General features: G+C 61.9%; 15 protein-coding genes. 9 read left to right on the top strand and 6 right to left on the bottom strand.

The annotated features are described in order from the left end of the window. The first annotated feature begins 73 nt into the window (after nucleotides 1–73). The 3 genes from RWJ89_RS25470 (at nucleotide 74) to RWJ89_RS25480 (ending at nucleotide 3706) form a co-directional block, all read left to right on the top strand. Nucleotides 74–1021 (top strand): substrate-binding domain-containing protein, encoded by a 948-nt coding sequence (locus RWJ89_RS25470; RefSeq protein ID WP_025396077.1) that lies wholly within the window; start codon nucleotides 74–76, stop codon nucleotides 1019–1021. 249 nt (nucleotides 1022–1270) lie between these two features. Continuing rightward, complete coding sequence (locus RWJ89_RS25475) at nucleotides 1271–2326, top strand: sugar phosphate isomerase/epimerase family protein (RefSeq protein WP_168256397.1); 1056 nt, start codon at nucleotides 1271–1273, stop codon at nucleotides 2324–2326. Nucleotides 2327–2518: 192 nt separating this feature from the next. Further along, on the top strand, nucleotides 2519–3706 hold the full coding sequence (locus RWJ89_RS25480) for a Gfo/Idh/MocA family protein (protein ID WP_316031652.1): 1188 nt from the start codon (nucleotides 2519–2521) through the stop codon (nucleotides 3704–3706). Nucleotides 3707–3777: 71 nt separating this feature from the next. Here RWJ89_RS25480 and RWJ89_RS25485 read toward each other — a convergent pair whose 3' ends face one another. After that, nucleotides 3778–4182, bottom strand: coding sequence for a DoxX family protein (locus RWJ89_RS25485; RefSeq protein WP_077979448.1), 405 nt, complete (start codon nucleotides 4180–4182; stop codon nucleotides 3778–3780). Between the two features lie 238 nt (nucleotides 4183–4420). On the opposite strand from RWJ89_RS25485, the gene RWJ89_RS25490 reads away from it, so the two are divergent. Then, complete coding sequence (locus RWJ89_RS25490) at nucleotides 4421–5794, top strand: GH1 family beta-glucosidase (RefSeq protein ID WP_132612384.1); 1374 nt, start codon at nucleotides 4421–4423, stop codon at nucleotides 5792–5794. A 201-nt stretch (nucleotides 5795–5995) separates the two neighbouring features. Then, nucleotides 5996–8218 carry a putative bifunctional diguanylate cyclase/phosphodiesterase gene (locus RWJ89_RS25495; RefSeq protein WP_168258642.1) on the top strand — a complete coding sequence of 741 codons (2223 nt, stop codon included), beginning with the start codon at nucleotides 5996–5998 and terminating at the stop codon, nucleotides 8216–8218. A gap of 25 nt (nucleotides 8219–8243) precedes the next feature. Here the strand turns inward: RWJ89_RS25495 and trhO are convergent, their stop codons facing one another. From trhO to RWJ89_RS25510, 3 genes are all read right to left on the bottom strand, one after another. Next, nucleotides 8244–9173 carry an oxygen-dependent tRNA uridine(34) hydroxylase TrhO gene (gene trhO / locus RWJ89_RS25500; protein ID WP_168258643.1) on the bottom strand — a complete coding sequence of 310 codons (930 nt, stop codon included), beginning with the start codon at nucleotides 9171–9173 and terminating at the stop codon, nucleotides 8244–8246. A gap of 61 nt (nucleotides 9174–9234) precedes the next feature. Further along, entirely contained in the window at nucleotides 9235–10143 is a 909-nt protein-coding gene (locus tag RWJ89_RS25505) for a CHAD domain-containing protein (protein ID WP_132612378.1), read from the bottom strand. Then, nucleotides 10121–10609 carry a CYTH domain-containing protein gene (locus RWJ89_RS25510; protein ID WP_168258644.1) on the bottom strand — a complete coding sequence of 163 codons (489 nt, stop codon included), beginning with the start codon at nucleotides 10607–10609 and terminating at the stop codon, nucleotides 10121–10123. Before RWJ89_RS25510 ends, RWJ89_RS25505 begins: the two co-directional genes overlap by 23 nt. A gap of 154 nt (nucleotides 10610–10763) precedes the next feature. Here RWJ89_RS25510 and RWJ89_RS25515 point away from each other — a divergent pair, with 154 nt between their 5' ends. From RWJ89_RS25515 to RWJ89_RS25530, 4 genes are all read left to right on the top strand, one after another. Continuing rightward, nucleotides 10764–11402, top strand: coding sequence for a 2-dehydro-3-deoxy-phosphogluconate aldolase (locus RWJ89_RS25515; RefSeq protein ID WP_003543005.1), 639 nt, complete (start codon nucleotides 10764–10766; stop codon nucleotides 11400–11402). Nucleotides 11403–11512: 110 nt separating this feature from the next. Next, nucleotides 11513–12232, top strand: coding sequence for a tellurite resistance TerB family protein (locus RWJ89_RS25520; RefSeq protein WP_132612376.1), 720 nt, complete (start codon nucleotides 11513–11515; stop codon nucleotides 12230–12232). Nucleotides 12233–12296: 64 nt separating this feature from the next. Beyond that, the gene (locus RWJ89_RS25525) at nucleotides 12297–12992 is read left to right on the top strand and encodes a GNAT family N-acetyltransferase (RefSeq protein WP_132612374.1); all 696 of its coding nucleotides are present in this window, start codon (nucleotides 12297–12299) and stop codon (nucleotides 12990–12992) included. After that, entirely contained in the window at nucleotides 12989–13195 is a 207-nt protein-coding gene (locus tag RWJ89_RS25530) for a hypothetical protein (RefSeq protein WP_017962148.1), read from the top strand. Before RWJ89_RS25525 ends, RWJ89_RS25530 begins: the two co-directional genes overlap by 4 nt. Before the next feature lie 2 nt (nucleotides 13196–13197). Here the strand turns inward: RWJ89_RS25530 and RWJ89_RS25535 are convergent, their stop codons facing one another. Together RWJ89_RS25535 and RWJ89_RS25540 are read right to left on the bottom strand one after the other, a co-directional pair. Continuing rightward, entirely contained in the window at nucleotides 13198–14274 is a 1077-nt protein-coding gene (locus RWJ89_RS25535; RefSeq protein ID WP_168258647.1) for a nickel/cobalt transporter, read from the bottom strand. Then, nucleotides 14268–14909, bottom strand: a complete 642-nt coding sequence (locus RWJ89_RS25540) for a DUF1007 family protein (RefSeq protein WP_065281302.1) — start codon at nucleotides 14907–14909, stop codon at nucleotides 14268–14270. Before RWJ89_RS25540 ends, RWJ89_RS25535 begins: the two co-directional genes overlap by 7 nt. Between the last annotated feature and the right edge of the window lie 35 nt (nucleotides 14910–14944).

Here is a 14944-nt window from a genome sequence, read left to right on the forward strand (position 1 = left end):
CATGAATTGACCGGACTTACAGGGCGTCCGGTCCCGTATGGAAAAGTCCCTGACCTTATTGGGAGGAAATAGCATGCGTAAATTGATGTTGGGTCTGGCGGTTGCGGCGGTGACGTTCGCCGGCGCCGCTCACGCCCAGGACAAGAAATTCACGATCGGCGTATCCATTCCGGCCGCCGACCACGGTTGGACGTCGGGCGTCGTGTTCCATGCCGAACGCGTCGCCAAGCTTCTGATGGCCGAACATCCCGGTCTCAACGTCATCGTCAAGACCTCGCCGGACGCCGCCAGCCAGGCCAACGCCGTGCAGGATCTCGATACGCAAGGCATCGACGCCCTCGTCATCCTGCCGTCGGACCCGGATCCGCTCGTCAACGCCATCAAGGAAGTCAAGGCCAAAGGCAAGTTCGTCGCCCTCGTCGACCGCGCGCCGAGCAACAACGACAATTCCGTGCGCGACCTTTATGTCGCCGGCAACAACCCGGCTCTCGGCGAAGTCGCCGGCAAGTACATCAAGGACACGACGCCGGACGCCGAAGTGGTCATCATCCGCGGTCTGCCGATCCCGATCGATCAGCAGCGCCAGGACGGCTTCGATAAGGGCATTGCCGGCTCGAACGTCAAGGTTCTCGACCGCCAATATGGCAACTGGAACCGCGACGATGCCTTCAAGGTCATGCAGGACTACCTGACCAAGTACCAGAAGATCGACGTCGTATGGTGCCAGGACGACGACATGGCCGTCGGCGTTCTTCAGGCGATCGAGCAGGCCAAGCGCACAGACATCAAGTATGTCGTCGCCGGCGCCGGCTCCAAGGACATGGTCAAGAAGGTCATGGACGGCGACAAGATGATCCCCGTCGACGTTCTCTATCCGCCGGCAATGGTCGGCACGGCAATGGAGCTGACGGCGGCGGCCCTCTACGATCAGGTTCCGGTTCATGGCAGCTACATTCTGGATGCGACGCTCGTCACCAAGGAGAATGCCAAGGACTTCTATTTCCCGGATTCGCCGTTCTAATCCATCGACTTGAGACAAGCGCCCATTCGAAAGGATGGGCGCATTTTTTATGCTTCCATACAGCGGCTGGCCGAAAATGCTGCACGTACCTCTTGCCCGCCAAAGCCCATCATGATTAGCTCGCAGCCATATCGCATTTGGCCTCGCGCCAAATTCGACGCAAGGGCGAGGAGGCGCCTTGCTCCCGCCAAATAGCGTGCTACAACACTTCAGAAACGTTTACGGTCGATATTCAGGGAGGAATCTGACATGAAGACGATCAAGGGCCCCGGCCTTTTCCTTGGCCAGTTCGCGGGCGATACTGCTCCTTTCAATTCGTGGGACGCCATCACCAGATGGGCGGCCGACATCGGATACAAGGGCGTCCAGGTGCCGACCTGGGCCAGCCAGCTGATCGATCTGAAGAAGGCTGCCACATCCAAGGCTTATTGCGACGAATTCGCCGGCAAGGCGCGCGAAAACGGCATCGAGATCACCGAACTCTCCACCCATCTGCAAGGCCAGCTCGTCGCCGTTCACCCGGCCTATGACGAAGCCTTCGACGGGTTTGCTGCACCGGAGGTGCGTGGCAATCCGAAAGCGCGTCAGGAATGGGCGGTCGAGCAGGTCAAGATGGCGCTGACCGCATCCAAGAACCTCGGGCTTACGGCGCATGCGACCTTCTCCGGCGCGCTTGCCTGGCCCTTCATCTATCCCTGGCCGCAGCGTCCTGCCGGTCTGGTCGAGACTGCCTTCGACGAGCTTGCCCGCCGCTGGACGCCGATCCTCAACCATGCGGACGAGAACGGTATCGACGTCTGCTACGAGATCCACCCGGGCGAGGACCTGCATGACGGCATCACCTTCGAGATGTTCCTAGAGCGGGTGAAGAACCATCCGCGCGCCAACATGCTCTACGATCCCTCGCACTATGTCCTGCAGTGCCTCGATTATCTCGACAATATCGACATCTACAAGGACCGCATCAAGATGTTCCACGTCAAGGATGCGGAGTTCAATCCGACCGGACGCCAGGGCGTCTACGGCGGCTATCAGGGCTGGGTCGAACGCGCCGGCCGGTTCCGCTCTCTCGGCGACGGCCAGGTCGATTTCGGCGCGGTGTTTTCGAAGATGACGGCGAATAATTTCGACGGCTGGGCGGTGGTCGAATGGGAATGTGCGCTGAAGCATCCGGAGGACGGTGCCCGCGAAGGCGCCGAATTCGTTGCCGCCCATATCATCCGCGTCACCGAGAAAGCCTTCGACGATTTCGCCGGCAGCGGCACAGACCAGGCGGCCAACCGGCGGATGCTGGGGCTTTCCTAAATCAGTTCATATTGGTTGGTTGCCCCTCACCCTGACCCTCTCCCCGTAAACGGGGCGAGGGGACTTGCCCGACCAAGCGTCGAGAGCGGAAAAGACGCCGCGGCATACACCTTCTCCCCGCGAGCAGGGAGAAGGTGGCGGCAGTCGGATGAGGGGCATATCCGCACCAAGTTCAAATTTCAGGAGGAATCAATGGCAATCGAAGCATCATCCGAACAGACCCGCGAGCCGCGCATCCGGCTCGGTATGGTGGGCGGCGGCGCGGGCGCGTTTATCGGCGCGGTGCACCGTATCGCGGCACGCATCGACGATCAGTACGATCTCATCGCCGGCGCGCTGTCGGCTTCGTCCGAAAAGGCGATCGCATCCGGCCGCGACCTCGGCCTCGATCCGTCGCGGACCTATTCCAGCTACCGCGAGATGGCAATCCGCGAGGCGAAGCTGAAGAACGGCATCGAGGCGGTGGCGATCGTCACGCCGAACCATGTGCATTACGATGTAGCCAAGGAATTCCTCAAGCGCGGCATTCATGTCATCTGCGACAAGCCGCTGACGTCAAACCTTGCCGATGCGAAGAAACTGAAGAAGATCGCCGACGAGAGCGGCGCGCTGTTCGTGCTGACGCATAATTACACCGGCTATCCGATGGTCCGCCAGGCGCGCGAGATGATCGCGAATGGCGAACTCGGCGATATCCGCGTCGTCCAGGCCGAATATCCGCAGGACTGGCTGACGGAAGCGGTCGAGCAAACCGGCCAGAAACAGGCTGCCTGGCGCACCGATCCGGCACAGTCCGGCGTCGGCGGCTCGACAGGCGATATCGGTACGCATGCCTATAATCTCGCCGCCTTCATCACTGGCCTGGAGCTCGACAGCCTCGCTGCCGATCTCGACAGCTTCGTTCCCGGCCGCCGGCTGGACGATAACGCGCATGTCATGCTGCGCTTCAAGGCGAAGGGCTCGGAGAAGCCAGCCAAGGGCATGCTCTGGTGCAGCCAGGTGGCGCCCGGCCATGAAAACGGTCTGATGGTCCGCGTCTACGGCACCAAGGGCGGGCTGGAATGGACCCAGAAGGACCCGAACTACTTGTGGTACACGCCTTTCGGCGAGTCGAAGCGGCTGATCACCCGGGGCGGCGCCGGTTCAGGCGCGGCTGCCGGCCGTGTCACGCGTGTACCGTCAGGGCATCCGGAAGGTTATCTCGAAGCCTTCGCGACGATCTATACGGAAGCCGCACATGCGATCAACGCCCGCAAAAAGGACAAGGCCGTCGACAAGGCAGTGGTCTACCCCACAGTCGATGACGGCGTGAAGGGTGTGGCTTTCGTCGAAGCCTGCGTCGCGTCTTCGAAGAAGAACGGCGCCTGGGTCAAGGTCTGAATTAACGATCTGGATTGCGCCATGAAAGCGCCGAGGCGGGGTCAAGCCGTCTCGGCATTTTGTTTATTTGGTCAGGCAGTAGCAGTGCGCCCGCGCTTCAGCAGATTGTCGACGCTCAACGGTCCGGCACCTGCCGCCACCAGATAAAGAAACACGAAGCAGAACAGGATCGCCGCGACGCCGCCGTTCTGCGCAGGATAGATGCCCTTTGACGCGTGCCCGATGAAATAGGCGAAGGCCATCAGGCCCGAGAGCACGAAGGCTGCGATACGAGTCTGGAATCCCACCAGGACCAGGAAGCCGAAGGTGAGTTCGAGCAGCCCGGCAATCCAGGAAAGCGAGCCCGCGGGCGGCACGCTTGCCGCAGCCGGAAAATGCAGGATTTTCTGTGTTCCGTAGCTGAAAAGCACGAGTGACGAGACGATGCGCAACAGGCTCAGCAGATGAGGCTGCAGCGAATGGAACGAAGAGAGCATTGGATTCCTTTCACATTTGTGATTCCATTTCCCGTGTAAGGATCTCCGTCTCAACGGCCAAGTCACGACTGCTGACAATGCCGTTATGAGGGTGGTTGCCCGGATAGGGAGCGGCGTTGCAGCTGTTCTGTTTTTCCTCCTGCAACGTTGCAGATTTTCTCGCCGCCAGCCTGTACTTTGCACTCGGGCTTGGCTAAATCCGGCGCAAACGGCTGAACCTGAGAGATAGGATTTGCAGATGATCGATCCGAAGAAACTCGCGGAGCGCTTTCCCGGCGACTTCACTTTCGGCGTTGCCACCGCCGCCTTCCAGATCGAAGGCGCCAGCAAGGCCGATGGCCGCAAGCCATCCATCTGGGATGCTTTCTGCAATATGCCCGGCCGCGTCCATAATCGCGATAACGGCGACGTTGCCTGCGACCACTACAATCGCCTGGAGCAGGACCTCGATCTCATCAAGGAGATGGGTGTCGAAGCCTACAGGTTCTCGATCGCCTGGCCGCGCATTATCCCCGACGGTACGGGTCCGGTAAACGAGGCCGGCCTCGATTTCTACGACCGGCTGGTTGACGGCTGCAAGGCGCGGGGCATCAAGACCTTCGCGACACTCTACCATTGGGACCTACCTCTGCTGCTCGCCGGCGAGGGCGGCTGGACTGCGCGCTCGACCGCCTACGCCTATCAGCGCTACGCCAAGACGGTGATGAACCGCTTGGGGGATCGCCTTGACAGTGTCGCCACCTTCAACGAGCCCTGGTGCATCGTCTGGCTCAGCCACCTCTACGGCATCCATGCTCCGGGCGAGCGCAACATGCAGGCCGCCCTTCACGCCATGCATTACATGAACCTGGCACACGGCCTCGGCGTCGAGGCGATTCGCTCGGAAGCCCCCAATGTGCCGGTCGGCCTCGTGCTCAATGCCGCCTCGATCATTTCCGGCTCCGACAGCCCGGCCGATCGCGCCGCCACCGAGCGAGCGCATCAGTTCCACAACGGCGCTTTCTTCGACCCCGTCTTCAAGGGCGAGTATCCCAAGGAATTCGTCGAAGCGCTCGGCGATCGCATGCCCGTCATCGAGGATGGCGATCTGAAACTCATCAGCCAGAAACTCGACTGGTGGGGCCTGAACTATTATAAGCCCGAGCGGGTCACCGACGATGCCGAACGCAAGGGCGATTTCCCCTGGACGGTGGAAGCGCCGCCGGCAAGCGACGTCAAGACCGATATCGGCTGGGAAATCTATGCGCCGGGCCTGAAGCTCTCGGTCGAGGACCTCTACCGGCGCTACGACCTGCCGGAATGCTACATCACCGAGAACGGCGCCTGCGACAATACCGATGTCGTCGACGGCGAGGTCGACGACGTGATGCGCCTCGACTATCTCGGCGATCACCTCGACATCGTGGCCGGCCTCGTCAAGGACGGCTATCCCCTGCGCGGCTATTTCGCCTGGAGCCTGATGGACAATTTCGAATGGGCGGAAGGCTACCGCATGCGCTTCGGCCTCGTCCATGTCGATTATCAGACGCAGTTACGCACGGTAAAGAAGAGCGGCAAGTGGTATCGCGAACTGGCGGCTCAGTTCCCGAAGGGCAATCACAAAGCGGGTTAGCGCAATTACTCCAGCGGGCACTTGATCCAGGCGCCTTTTGAACTTGCCCGTCCGGCGGCACGGCAAGCTGACGCTGCTTGCCGTCAATTTCGCGACCACCGGCGGCACGGACAAAAATCGATCGTCAGACACGTGCAACAGGCGGTTGTTTAAACGTTTTTGAACCCTTGGCTGGCAAAGTGCACCGGTCAGGGAGCTGTTATGCAGGCAGTCGGAAAGTCGCAGAGCAAGGGATCGGGAATAGGCCGTCACATTACCGTCACCGGCGTACTTTTCTCCTTCGCGGTCATCGTCGCCGTCGTCACCGTCATGGTGCTGACGGCACTCGAACGCGTGACCGAAAACGCCAATCTCCTCGATGACGAGCGCTCGCGCGAAACGACGATCGGCGCGGTGAAGACATTCGAGGATCAGCTCGGCGCGACGCTCGACGATTATGCCGCCTGGGACGATGCCGCCGCCAACGTCTACGCGCCGGACGGTATGGCCTGGACGGTGAGCAATTACGGCGAGATGTCGGTCAATAGCTCGCTGTTTGACGTGGCGATCGTCATCGATGGCGAGAAGAAGGCGATCATGACCTATCGCGACGGCAAACCGATGGAGGAGCCGCTCACGGATTTCTTCGCGCCGTCGCTCTGGGTCCTGCTCGACAGGGTGAAGGCGGCCGGCCCGGCCGATCGTCCTCAAGCGGTCGGCTTCGTCACCACCAAACGCGGCATTGCCGCTGTCGGCGTGGCATTGGTGCGGGAAAAGTCCGGTGCGCTGGATGCGCCCGTCGGCCAGCGCCGCTATCTTGTTTTCGCCCGCCATCTCGATGACGACAGAGTGACCGCGCTCGGCCAGACCTATGTCATCGGCGGGCTGAGGCTGGCGCCGCCGAGTTTTGCTGCCGACTATCGCGTACCGATCGTCGATCCGACGGGGGCAACGCTCGGCAAGCTCGTCTGGACCTCGCGTTCACCCGGCGATATCGCCTATGCTCAGGTGCGGCCGATGGTCATCCAGGCTCTCGGCCTCGTCGGATTGTTCTTCGTAGTGCTGCTGGTCATCGGCTGGCTTGCCGGCCGCCGCCTGAGGGCAGAGGAAGGCAGCGCCCGCGAGGAGGCGTTGCGCGACAGGTTGAGCGGTCTTTCCAACCGCGATGGTCTCGGGCTCGCCGTCGATCGCTTTGTCGTCGAGGCATGCCAGGCCAAGCGCAACGTGCTGCTCCTCTATCTTGATCTTGATGGCTTCAAGGAAGTCAATGACAGTTATGGCCACGGCACCGGTGACCAGCTGATCCGTGCGGTCGCGGCCGGGCTCGCTGTGCTCATTCCGCAGGGTGCGGTTCTCGCGCGCATCGGCGGCGATGAATTTGCGATCGCCTTTCTCTCCGACGGCGAGAATGCCGCCGCCCTGCAGCTTGCCGAACAGATCCTCGATTTTCTGGTCGAGCCGCTAGAGATCGGCCGCCGCGTGGTCGTCGTCGGAGCCAGTATCGGCATCGCCATGTCGCCTTTGGGTGCGGTCGGGCGCGAAGAGCTGGTGCGCCGCTCCGATCTTGCCATGTACAAAGCGAAGGAGGCCGGCCGCGCGCGGATGATGCTCTATGATCCGTCGATGGATGCGGATCGGGAGCAGCGTAATGCGCTGGAGCTCGATCTCCGGATGGCGATCGAAAGCGGCGACCTGACGCTCGCCTACCAGCCGCTGATCGATGCGAGCACACATGCGATGACCGGCGTCGAGGCTCTGGTGCGCTGGAACCGCCCGGGCCATGGTCCTGTTTCGCCCGAGCTGTTCATCCCGATTGCCGAGACCAGCGGTCTCATCGAATCGCTCGGCCTGTTCGTACTGCGCAAGGCCTGCGAGACGGCCAAGCAATGGCCGGAACTCAATGTCTCGGTTAACGTCTCGCCCGGCCAGTTCCGCAATCCCGCCTTTACCGACTATGTGCGCTACGTGCTGAAACAGACGGAGATCGAGGCCGACCGCATCACGCTCGAGATCACCGAAGGCTACATGATCCAGAATCCGCAGCGCACCCGCCAGTCGATCGAACGGCTGAAGGGGCTGGGGGTCAAGGTGGCGCTCGACGATTTCGGTTCCGGTTTCTCCTCGATCGGTTATCTCAGGCAGTTCGGCTTCGACCGCATCAAGATCGACCGCTCGCTGGTCATGGGTGTCAACGACAAACGCCAGCGCGAGATGCTGCAGGCGACGGTAGCACTTGCCCGTTCGCTCGATATTCCGGTGACGGCCGAAGGTATCGAGACCGAGGAGCAGGCGATCGCCATGCGCCTCTTCGGCTGTGACTGCCTTCAGGGCTATTGGTTCGGAAAGCCTGTGACATCGGACCTTATCACCGAGATGCTGCAGGAGCGACGCAAAGCGGAGCCTGCGGCCCGGCGCCACGTCGGCGCAGCTCGACCGGCAGCCTGATCCTCAGGCCAATCAGAATTCCGGCTCAGCTGCCGATATGTCGCTGGCCGCGCTTTTTCGCCAGGGCGATCTGATGCTGACGCTGACGGTAACGCAGCCGGTCTTCCTCCGTACGCATGTGGTAGCAGTGGCTGCAGGAAACGCCTTCCTCGTAAAGCGGCGAGGTGATTTCCTCGGCGGTGATCGGGTTGCGGCAGGCGTGGCAGAGCCGGTGTTCGCCTTCCTTCAAACCGTGCTCGACGGACACGCGCTCGTCGAAGACGAAGCAGGCGCCATCCCAGAGGCTCTCCTCCTGCGGCACTTCCTCCAGATATTTCAGGATGCCGCCCTTCAGATGATAGACCTCGTCGAAGCCTTCAGCCTTCATGAAGGCGGTGGCCTTCTCGCAGCGTATGCCGCCGGTGCAGTACATGGCGACCTTTGGCTTGTTGTGCAGACCGGGATTCTGACGCACCCATTCCGGAAACTCACGGAAGCTCTTGGTCTTCGGGTCGAGCGCGCCGCGGAAGGTTCCGATCGCCGTCTCGTAGTCGTTGCGGGTGTCGATGACGATGGTGTCGGGGTCGGAAATCAGCGCGTTCCAGTCCTTGGCAGCCACATAGGTGCCGACCACCTTGTTGGGGTCGATATCTTCGACGCCCATGGTGACGATTTCCTTCTTCAGCTTCACCTTCATGCGCAGGAAGGGCATTTTCGAGGCGCGGCTTTCCTTGTGCTCCAGGCCCGAAAATTCCGGCTGGGCGCGCAGGAAAGCGAGCACGGCGTGAATGCCGGCATCCGGGCCTGCGATCGTGCCGTTGATGCCTTCATGCGCCAGAAGCAGCGTTCCCTTGACGCCGTTCTCCTCGCAAAGCGTCTGCAACGGCGCCTGCAGGCCGGCAAAGTGCGGCACGGAAACGAAATGGTAGAGTGCGGCCACGAGGAACGGGCTGGTGTGTGTCGGGCTGTCGGTCATGGGCGGGAAATACAGAAAATCGGCGGGCCGCGCAATTGCCTTCGCCAGTGGCGGCCTTCTCTCAGTTTCCAGTCATCAACCAGAGAAGCTCGATGCGCTGGGCTTCCTCGTCGGCATCATCGGCGAAGACCGCTTCGGCTTTGACCAGCGCTTGCCGACGCTCTTCCTGCTGGCGGAAGATGATGATGTCGAGCAGATGCGCCAGGTCGTCATTGCGGGTGAAGAGCTGCGGTTCGGCCTCGACCAGTTCGGAGAGCACGGTGAGATCGTGGATGTGGCCGAGATCCTCGACAAGTTCCTTGGCCGCATAGCGCTTGGCCTTCATCGCGCCCGGCCAGACGTCACGCAAAAGCGCATGGTAGAGCCGATAGTCGTAGGTGCGTTTGCGCAGATCGTGGAAAACGTCGGCCGTTGCCTCGCCATGGCAAGCCGCAAGCGCGGTCTTGGCCTTCCGCGCCGTGCGTCGCCAGCTCTTTGCCAGCATGCGGGCATTCTTGCGGTGGCCGCCATCAAAGGAGACGGCATCCAGGGCGGTGATCGCTTCCTTCAGAACGTCGGAGGTTTCCGCGAGCCGCTGTTCCAGGCCGCTTTCGGCCTGCACCATCCAGTCACGGCGTCCTTCGAGAATGGTGACGATGCGGCCGAGCGCCTCGCTCTCCTCTTTTCCGCGGGCTGCGTGCTGCAGATATTCCGCGGTGCCGATGAGGGCGGCAGCGTCGCGGATCGCCGAAAGCGAGCGTGCGGTATCGCGCAGCCTCGCATTTTCCTTGGCCTGAAAATCCGGCACCTCGCGGGCCACGAGGCGGTAGAGCGAGCGCAGTCGTTTCAGGTTCTTGCGGAAAGAATGGATCGCCTCATGCGCGCCGTCCGGGCGCTCCTCAAGGATAGTGACGGCGCGTTCCAGCTGCTCCGTCGCGACGCTGCGGAATGCCTTGGTGAAATCGGCGTCAGGCCGAATGCGATAGGCCATGCCTGTCGTGCCCGTATTCTGTGGCAAGGGCCTGATTGGAATAGCGGAAATCGCCGGTCACTTCGCGGCCGAGCCAGGTAGGCAGGGGCGGATCATCGGTCTCCGCCGTCATTTCCACCTCGGCGATCACCAGTCCGCGGTGCTCGCCGGTGAAGACGTCGACTTCCCAGACGAAGTCCTCATGCGGAACGCGATAGCGCGTCTTCTCGATGACGACGCCGATCGCGTTCTGCAACAGCTCTTCGGCATCGGCGATGGGGATGTCATATTCGAATTCGTCACGGGTGATGGCGCTGCGGCCGATCTTGATCGTCAGTTTCGCCTTCCTGCCGTCGAGGATGCGCACCCGGACGGAGCGGTCGTCCATCGAGGCAATATAACCCTGCCTGAGGACAGACTTCGTCTCGACGGCGGAACGCCATCCATCGCTGCGTACAAGAAACTTCCGCTCGATCTCTTTCGCCATACCGGTGAACCTTTTGTGACGATTGCGGCACGGTAGCCCAATTTCCACGCATTTCATACCCTTCTCGGCATGCGGTCCGGTTTTATCTCGACAAGGTTCCGCGGGGGCGTTATTCGGGGTCCGAATTCAATCGTTTCAAGGAGGTCGCGCGACCATGGGCGAGAAAACAGAGAAGCTCCTTTCCATCCTGAAACTCCAGCCTGTCGTTCCGGTCTTGATCGTCGACGATGCGAAGACGGCGGTGCCGCTGGCCCGTGCGCTCGTCGCGGGCGGCCTGAAGGCGATCGAGATCACCATGCGCACGCCGGCGGCGCTCGAGGCCGTGCGCGCCGTCGCCGCAGAGGTCGAGGGGGCCGAAGTCGGCGCCGGCACGATCCTTAATGTCGCCCATTGGGAAGCCGCCGTCGAGGCCGGTTCGAAGTTCATCGTCAGCCCGGGCACGACGCAGGAACTGCTCGATGCCGCCGCCGATTCCGACGTGCCGCTGCTTCCGGGCGCTGCGACCGCCAGCGAAGTCATGGCGCTGCGCGAAGAAGGCTACCAGGTGCTGAAATTCTTCCCGGCCGAGCAGGCTGGTGGCGCCGCCTATCTCAAGGCGCTGTCCTCGCCGCTTGCCGGCACGCTGTTTTGCCCGACCGGCGGTATTTCGCTGAAGAATGCCAATGATTATCTCTCGCTGCCGAACGTCATTTGCGTCGGCGGCTCGTGGGTGGCGCCAAAGGAACTGGTCGCGGCCGGCGACTGGGCCGGCATTACCAAGCTCGCGGCAGAGGCGGCGGCGCTGAAGGCCTGATTTTCGGCAAGGGCGGGTGAGCCTCATGGCTCAATCCCGCTCCCCAAGTTTGTATTTCAGCCGTCGCAAACCTATGTACTCCTCCAGTTTCAACAGGGAGATGACGAGGAATGTTCGACGCAAAAAAGCTTCTTGACCAGTTCTTGGGTTCGCAGGTGCCGGGTCTCGGCGGCTCGGTCCGCGACAGGGCGGGTGATGCCGTTCAGACGGCCAGGAACAATCCGATGAAGACCAGTGCCATTGCTGCCGCGCTCCTCGGCACCAAGACCGGTCGCAGTATTGCCGGCAATGCACTGGCGATCGGCGGTCTTGCCGCGATTGCCGGCCTCGGTTACCAAGCCTACAAGAATTACCAGGCCGGGCAGGCCCCCGCTGCCCCTTCCGATGCACCGTCGGCCAATAATCCGGTGCTTCTGCCGCCGCCTGCCGAATCCGGTTTCGGGCCGACGTCGCCTGCCGGCAGCAATGAATTCGCCCTGGTGCTGATCCGCGCGATGATTGCCGCCGCCAAGGCCGACGGCCATATCGACGATGCCGAACGCGCCCTCATCATGGAGAAGGTCAAGGCCGCCGATGTCAGCGGCGAGGCTGCGGCCTTCATCGAGCATGAACTCGCCTCGCCGACGGATATCGATGCGCTCGTGGCCGCCGCGGTGACGGAAGAACAGCGCGTCGAGCTCTACACCGCCTCGCGGCTCACCATCGAGCCGGATTCACGCGCCGAGCGCGGTTATCTCGACCTGCTCGCCGGCCGCCTCGGCCTCGCCGACCAGCTGGTCGACCATATCGAGGCGACGGTGTCGTCCGCCAAGGTGACCTTGTCACAGTGACATCTAGGCCGGTTGCCTTTGTCGGGCGGCTGGCCTATCCACTCTTCCGAAAAGGGGAGTGAAGATGCGCGATCTTGCAAATTTCAACGGCTGCCCGGCGCCGAAGCCGGTGACGCTGAAGGGCCGTTTTGTCACTGTCGAGCCCTATCGGCGCGCGGAACATCTCGAGGCGCTGTGGGACGGGCTCGGCGGCATGGGCATCAACCCGCTGCTTCTCTATTTCGCGCAGGACGATTTCTCCGGTATCGACGATTTCGCCAACTGGCTGGAAACCGTCAATACCAAGTCCGGCTGGCTCACCCATATCTTCCGCGACAACGCCACCGGCAAGATTGTCGGCATGGCGAACTACATGCGCGCCGACCCGGCAAACGGCGTCGTCGAGATCGGCGGAGTGGCGCACGGGGCCGAGATGAAGCGGTCGCCGCTTTCGACCGAGGCGCATTACCTGATGGCCAAGCACGTCTTCGAGGATCTCGGCTACCGCCGCTACGAATGGAAATGCGACAATAAGAACGAGGCGAGCAAGACGACGGCCGCGCGTTACGGCTTCAGCTTCGAAGGGGTCTTCCGCCAGCACATGATCTCCAAGCATCGCAACCGCGACACCGCCTGGTTCTCGATGATCGATGCCGAATGGCCGGTGATCAACGATGCCTTCGAAGCATGGCTTTCCCCCGCGAATTTCGACGCCGAGGGCGATCAGATCCGCCGCCTGCAGGATATCCGCGCCGATCTCGAAAAGGAAAGGCTCGTATGAGCCCGGAAAGCCGCTCGCAGGCGACCGCCGCCGGCATCATCCTGCTTAGCGCTGCCCTCGTCATCTATTTCCTGCCGACCATCGTTCTGTGGATCGGCAACTTCTCGCCGACGTTGGCGATCGTCGTCGGCGTCTGCCTGATCATGGCGTTTTTCGCTGTCTTCTGGTTGCGGGCGCGTTACCAGCGCAGCCGGGGGAAATAGGTTTAACCCTGCAGCGAGGCCCCAAGCAGCAGGGCGCCCATCAGCATGACGAGCACGGCGCCGAGGATTTCGATGGCATTGCCGACCCAGATCGAGGCGGTCGAGCCGCGTCCGGAGAGGCGGACGGCCGCGCTCTTGGCAGTGACGGCAAGTGTGGCAAGTAGGGAAACGGTAATCGCCGTGCCGAGCGACATGGCGACGATCGACAGCACGCCGCCGAGATAGAGCCCGTTCAGCAGTGAGAAGGTCATGATCAGCAAGGCGCCGGAACAGGGGCGCAGACCGACGGCAACGATTGCCGACCAGGCCTCGCGGACGCTGAACTTATCGCCGCCGAGCAGGGCCGGGTCGGGCACGTGGGCATTGCCGCAGGTCTCGCAGACCATGCCGGGAACAAAGGTGTGGCCGGCTTCGACAGCCTGCGCCTTGCCGTTGAAGGCATAGGCCTGGCGTTCGGCTGCATTATCCTTCCAGTCGAGCATCATGCTGACCGGGCCGGCAGGCGTCGCCATCAGCCGGCGCCGTGGCATATTGCCGGCTATCGAGCGCAGTTTGCGAAACAGCAGCCAGCCGCCGAACAGGATGACCATGATGAAGCTGGCGATCTCCATCGCGTGGGTCGCTGCCGTCAGCGTGATGCCGGTGCCGCGCAACACCAACCAGGCGCCGCCGACCAGCGCTACCGCCACCACGCCCTGGATGAAGGCCGAAATGAAGGAAATCATCACGCCGCGCTTCAGCTCGATCTCGTTGGCAATCATATAGGAGGAGATGACCGCCTTGCCGTGGCCCGGGCCGGCTGCATGGAAGACGCCGTAGGCGAAGGACAGGCCGATCAGCGATGCCAGTTGCCATGGGTCTTGACGCATCGCCTTTAAGGCGCCGGTCAGCGCCCGGTAGAAGGCCTGCTGTTCATAATTCACATAGAGCAAAAGCGGTGCGAGCGGACCGCCGGTCGGCTGGAAGCTCGGCTCCGCCGTGCCGATGCCAAGCGGAGATTGCGCATGGGCGAGACTTGCCGCCGCTAGGAGCGCGAGGACGACTGCGGAAAAAATGAGGGGCAGGCGTTTTGTCAGCATGTGACCTCCAGCCGGGTGGCGAAGAGTTTGGACATGTTGGTGCCGGTGGGATCGTTGAAGAAAGCGTCCGTCAGCGACTGTTTGTTTTCCGATATCACCTGGTCGGCATCGGGCCGCACTACCTGATGTTTGCAGGCCTTGAAGCCGTCTCCGACGATCGCGAGCTCACCGTCCGTGGGAAAGTCGATCGAGGTATAGAGCGTCGGGTCATAGACGCCGAAGCTGAGCCTGCCCTTGAGTGGCATCTTCTCCACCGGCTTCACCGCAAAGAACATCAGCAGTTGACCTTCCTTGTAGTCGACATGGATGATGTCAGGCTTCTGGACGGTGATGTTCTTCCCGTTGATCGTCAGGTTCATGTAGTAATCGTAGTCGGCAAGCGACTGCTTCACCGTCTTTCCGACCTCCGCGAGCTCGTTCGGCTCCAGCTTCAGGTCGGTGTTCTTGTCGAAATCCATGACGACGGAGGACGAAAAGACCTCGTCGAAGCGCCAGACATTGCGCAGCTCCTCGACACTGCCGTCCTTGCCGGCCACGACTTCGAGGCGCGCTTCCACGAAGATGTGCGGATGGGCAAAGGCGGCGGCCGGCGCCAGCGAAAGAAGCGCCGCCATCAGTATCGTTGAATGTTTCATCTATTCCGCTGCTCTGTTCGGTGACCCTGACTTCT

Origin of the sequence: Rhizobium sp. 10PS4 (assembly GCF_032464805.1) — a bacterium.
GTDB classification, from domain to species: Bacteria; Pseudomonadota; Alphaproteobacteria; order Rhizobiales; family Rhizobiaceae; genus Rhizobium; species Rhizobium laguerreae.

Excerpts from the sequence above, each read along its gene's own strand:
- RWJ89_RS25470 (WP_025396077.1), top strand. The coding sequence starts at position 74 with ATGCGTAAATTGATGTTGGGTCTGGCGGTTGCGGCGGTGACGTTCGCC.
- RWJ89_RS25475 (WP_168256397.1), top strand. The coding sequence starts at position 1,271 with ATGAAGACGATCAAGGGCCCCGGCCTTTTCCTTGGCCAGTTCGCGGGC.
- RWJ89_RS25480 (WP_316031652.1), top strand. The coding sequence starts at position 2,519 with ATGGCAATCGAAGCATCATCCGAACAGACCCGCGAGCCGCGCATCCGG.
- RWJ89_RS25485 (WP_077979448.1), bottom strand. The coding sequence starts at position 4,182 with ATGCTCTCTTCGTTCCATTCGCTGCAGCCTCATCTGCTGAGCCTGTTG.
- RWJ89_RS25490 (WP_132612384.1), top strand. The coding sequence starts at position 4,421 with ATGATCGATCCGAAGAAACTCGCGGAGCGCTTTCCCGGCGACTTCACT.
- RWJ89_RS25495 (WP_168258642.1), top strand. The coding sequence starts at position 5,996 with ATGCAGGCAGTCGGAAAGTCGCAGAGCAAGGGATCGGGAATAGGCCGT.
- trhO (WP_168258643.1), bottom strand. The coding sequence starts at position 9,173 with ATGACCGACAGCCCGACACACACCAGCCCGTTCCTCGTGGCCGCACTC.
- RWJ89_RS25505 (WP_132612378.1), bottom strand. The coding sequence starts at position 10,143 with ATGGCCTATCGCATTCGGCCTGACGCCGATTTCACCAAGGCATTCCGC.
- RWJ89_RS25510 (WP_168258644.1), bottom strand. The coding sequence starts at position 10,609 with ATGGCGAAAGAGATCGAGCGGAAGTTTCTTGTACGCAGCGATGGATGG.
- RWJ89_RS25515 (WP_003543005.1), top strand. The coding sequence starts at position 10,764 with ATGGGCGAGAAAACAGAGAAGCTCCTTTCCATCCTGAAACTCCAGCCT.
- RWJ89_RS25520 (WP_132612376.1), top strand. The coding sequence starts at position 11,513 with ATGTTCGACGCAAAAAAGCTTCTTGACCAGTTCTTGGGTTCGCAGGTG.
- RWJ89_RS25525 (WP_132612374.1), top strand. The coding sequence starts at position 12,297 with ATGCGCGATCTTGCAAATTTCAACGGCTGCCCGGCGCCGAAGCCGGTG.
- RWJ89_RS25530 (WP_017962148.1), top strand. The coding sequence starts at position 12,989 with ATGAGCCCGGAAAGCCGCTCGCAGGCGACCGCCGCCGGCATCATCCTG.
- RWJ89_RS25535 (WP_168258647.1), bottom strand. The coding sequence starts at position 14,274 with ATGCTGACAAAACGCCTGCCCCTCATTTTTTCCGCAGTCGTCCTCGCG.
- RWJ89_RS25540 (WP_065281302.1), bottom strand. The coding sequence starts at position 14,909 with ATGAAACATTCAACGATACTGATGGCGGCGCTTCTTTCGCTGGCGCCG.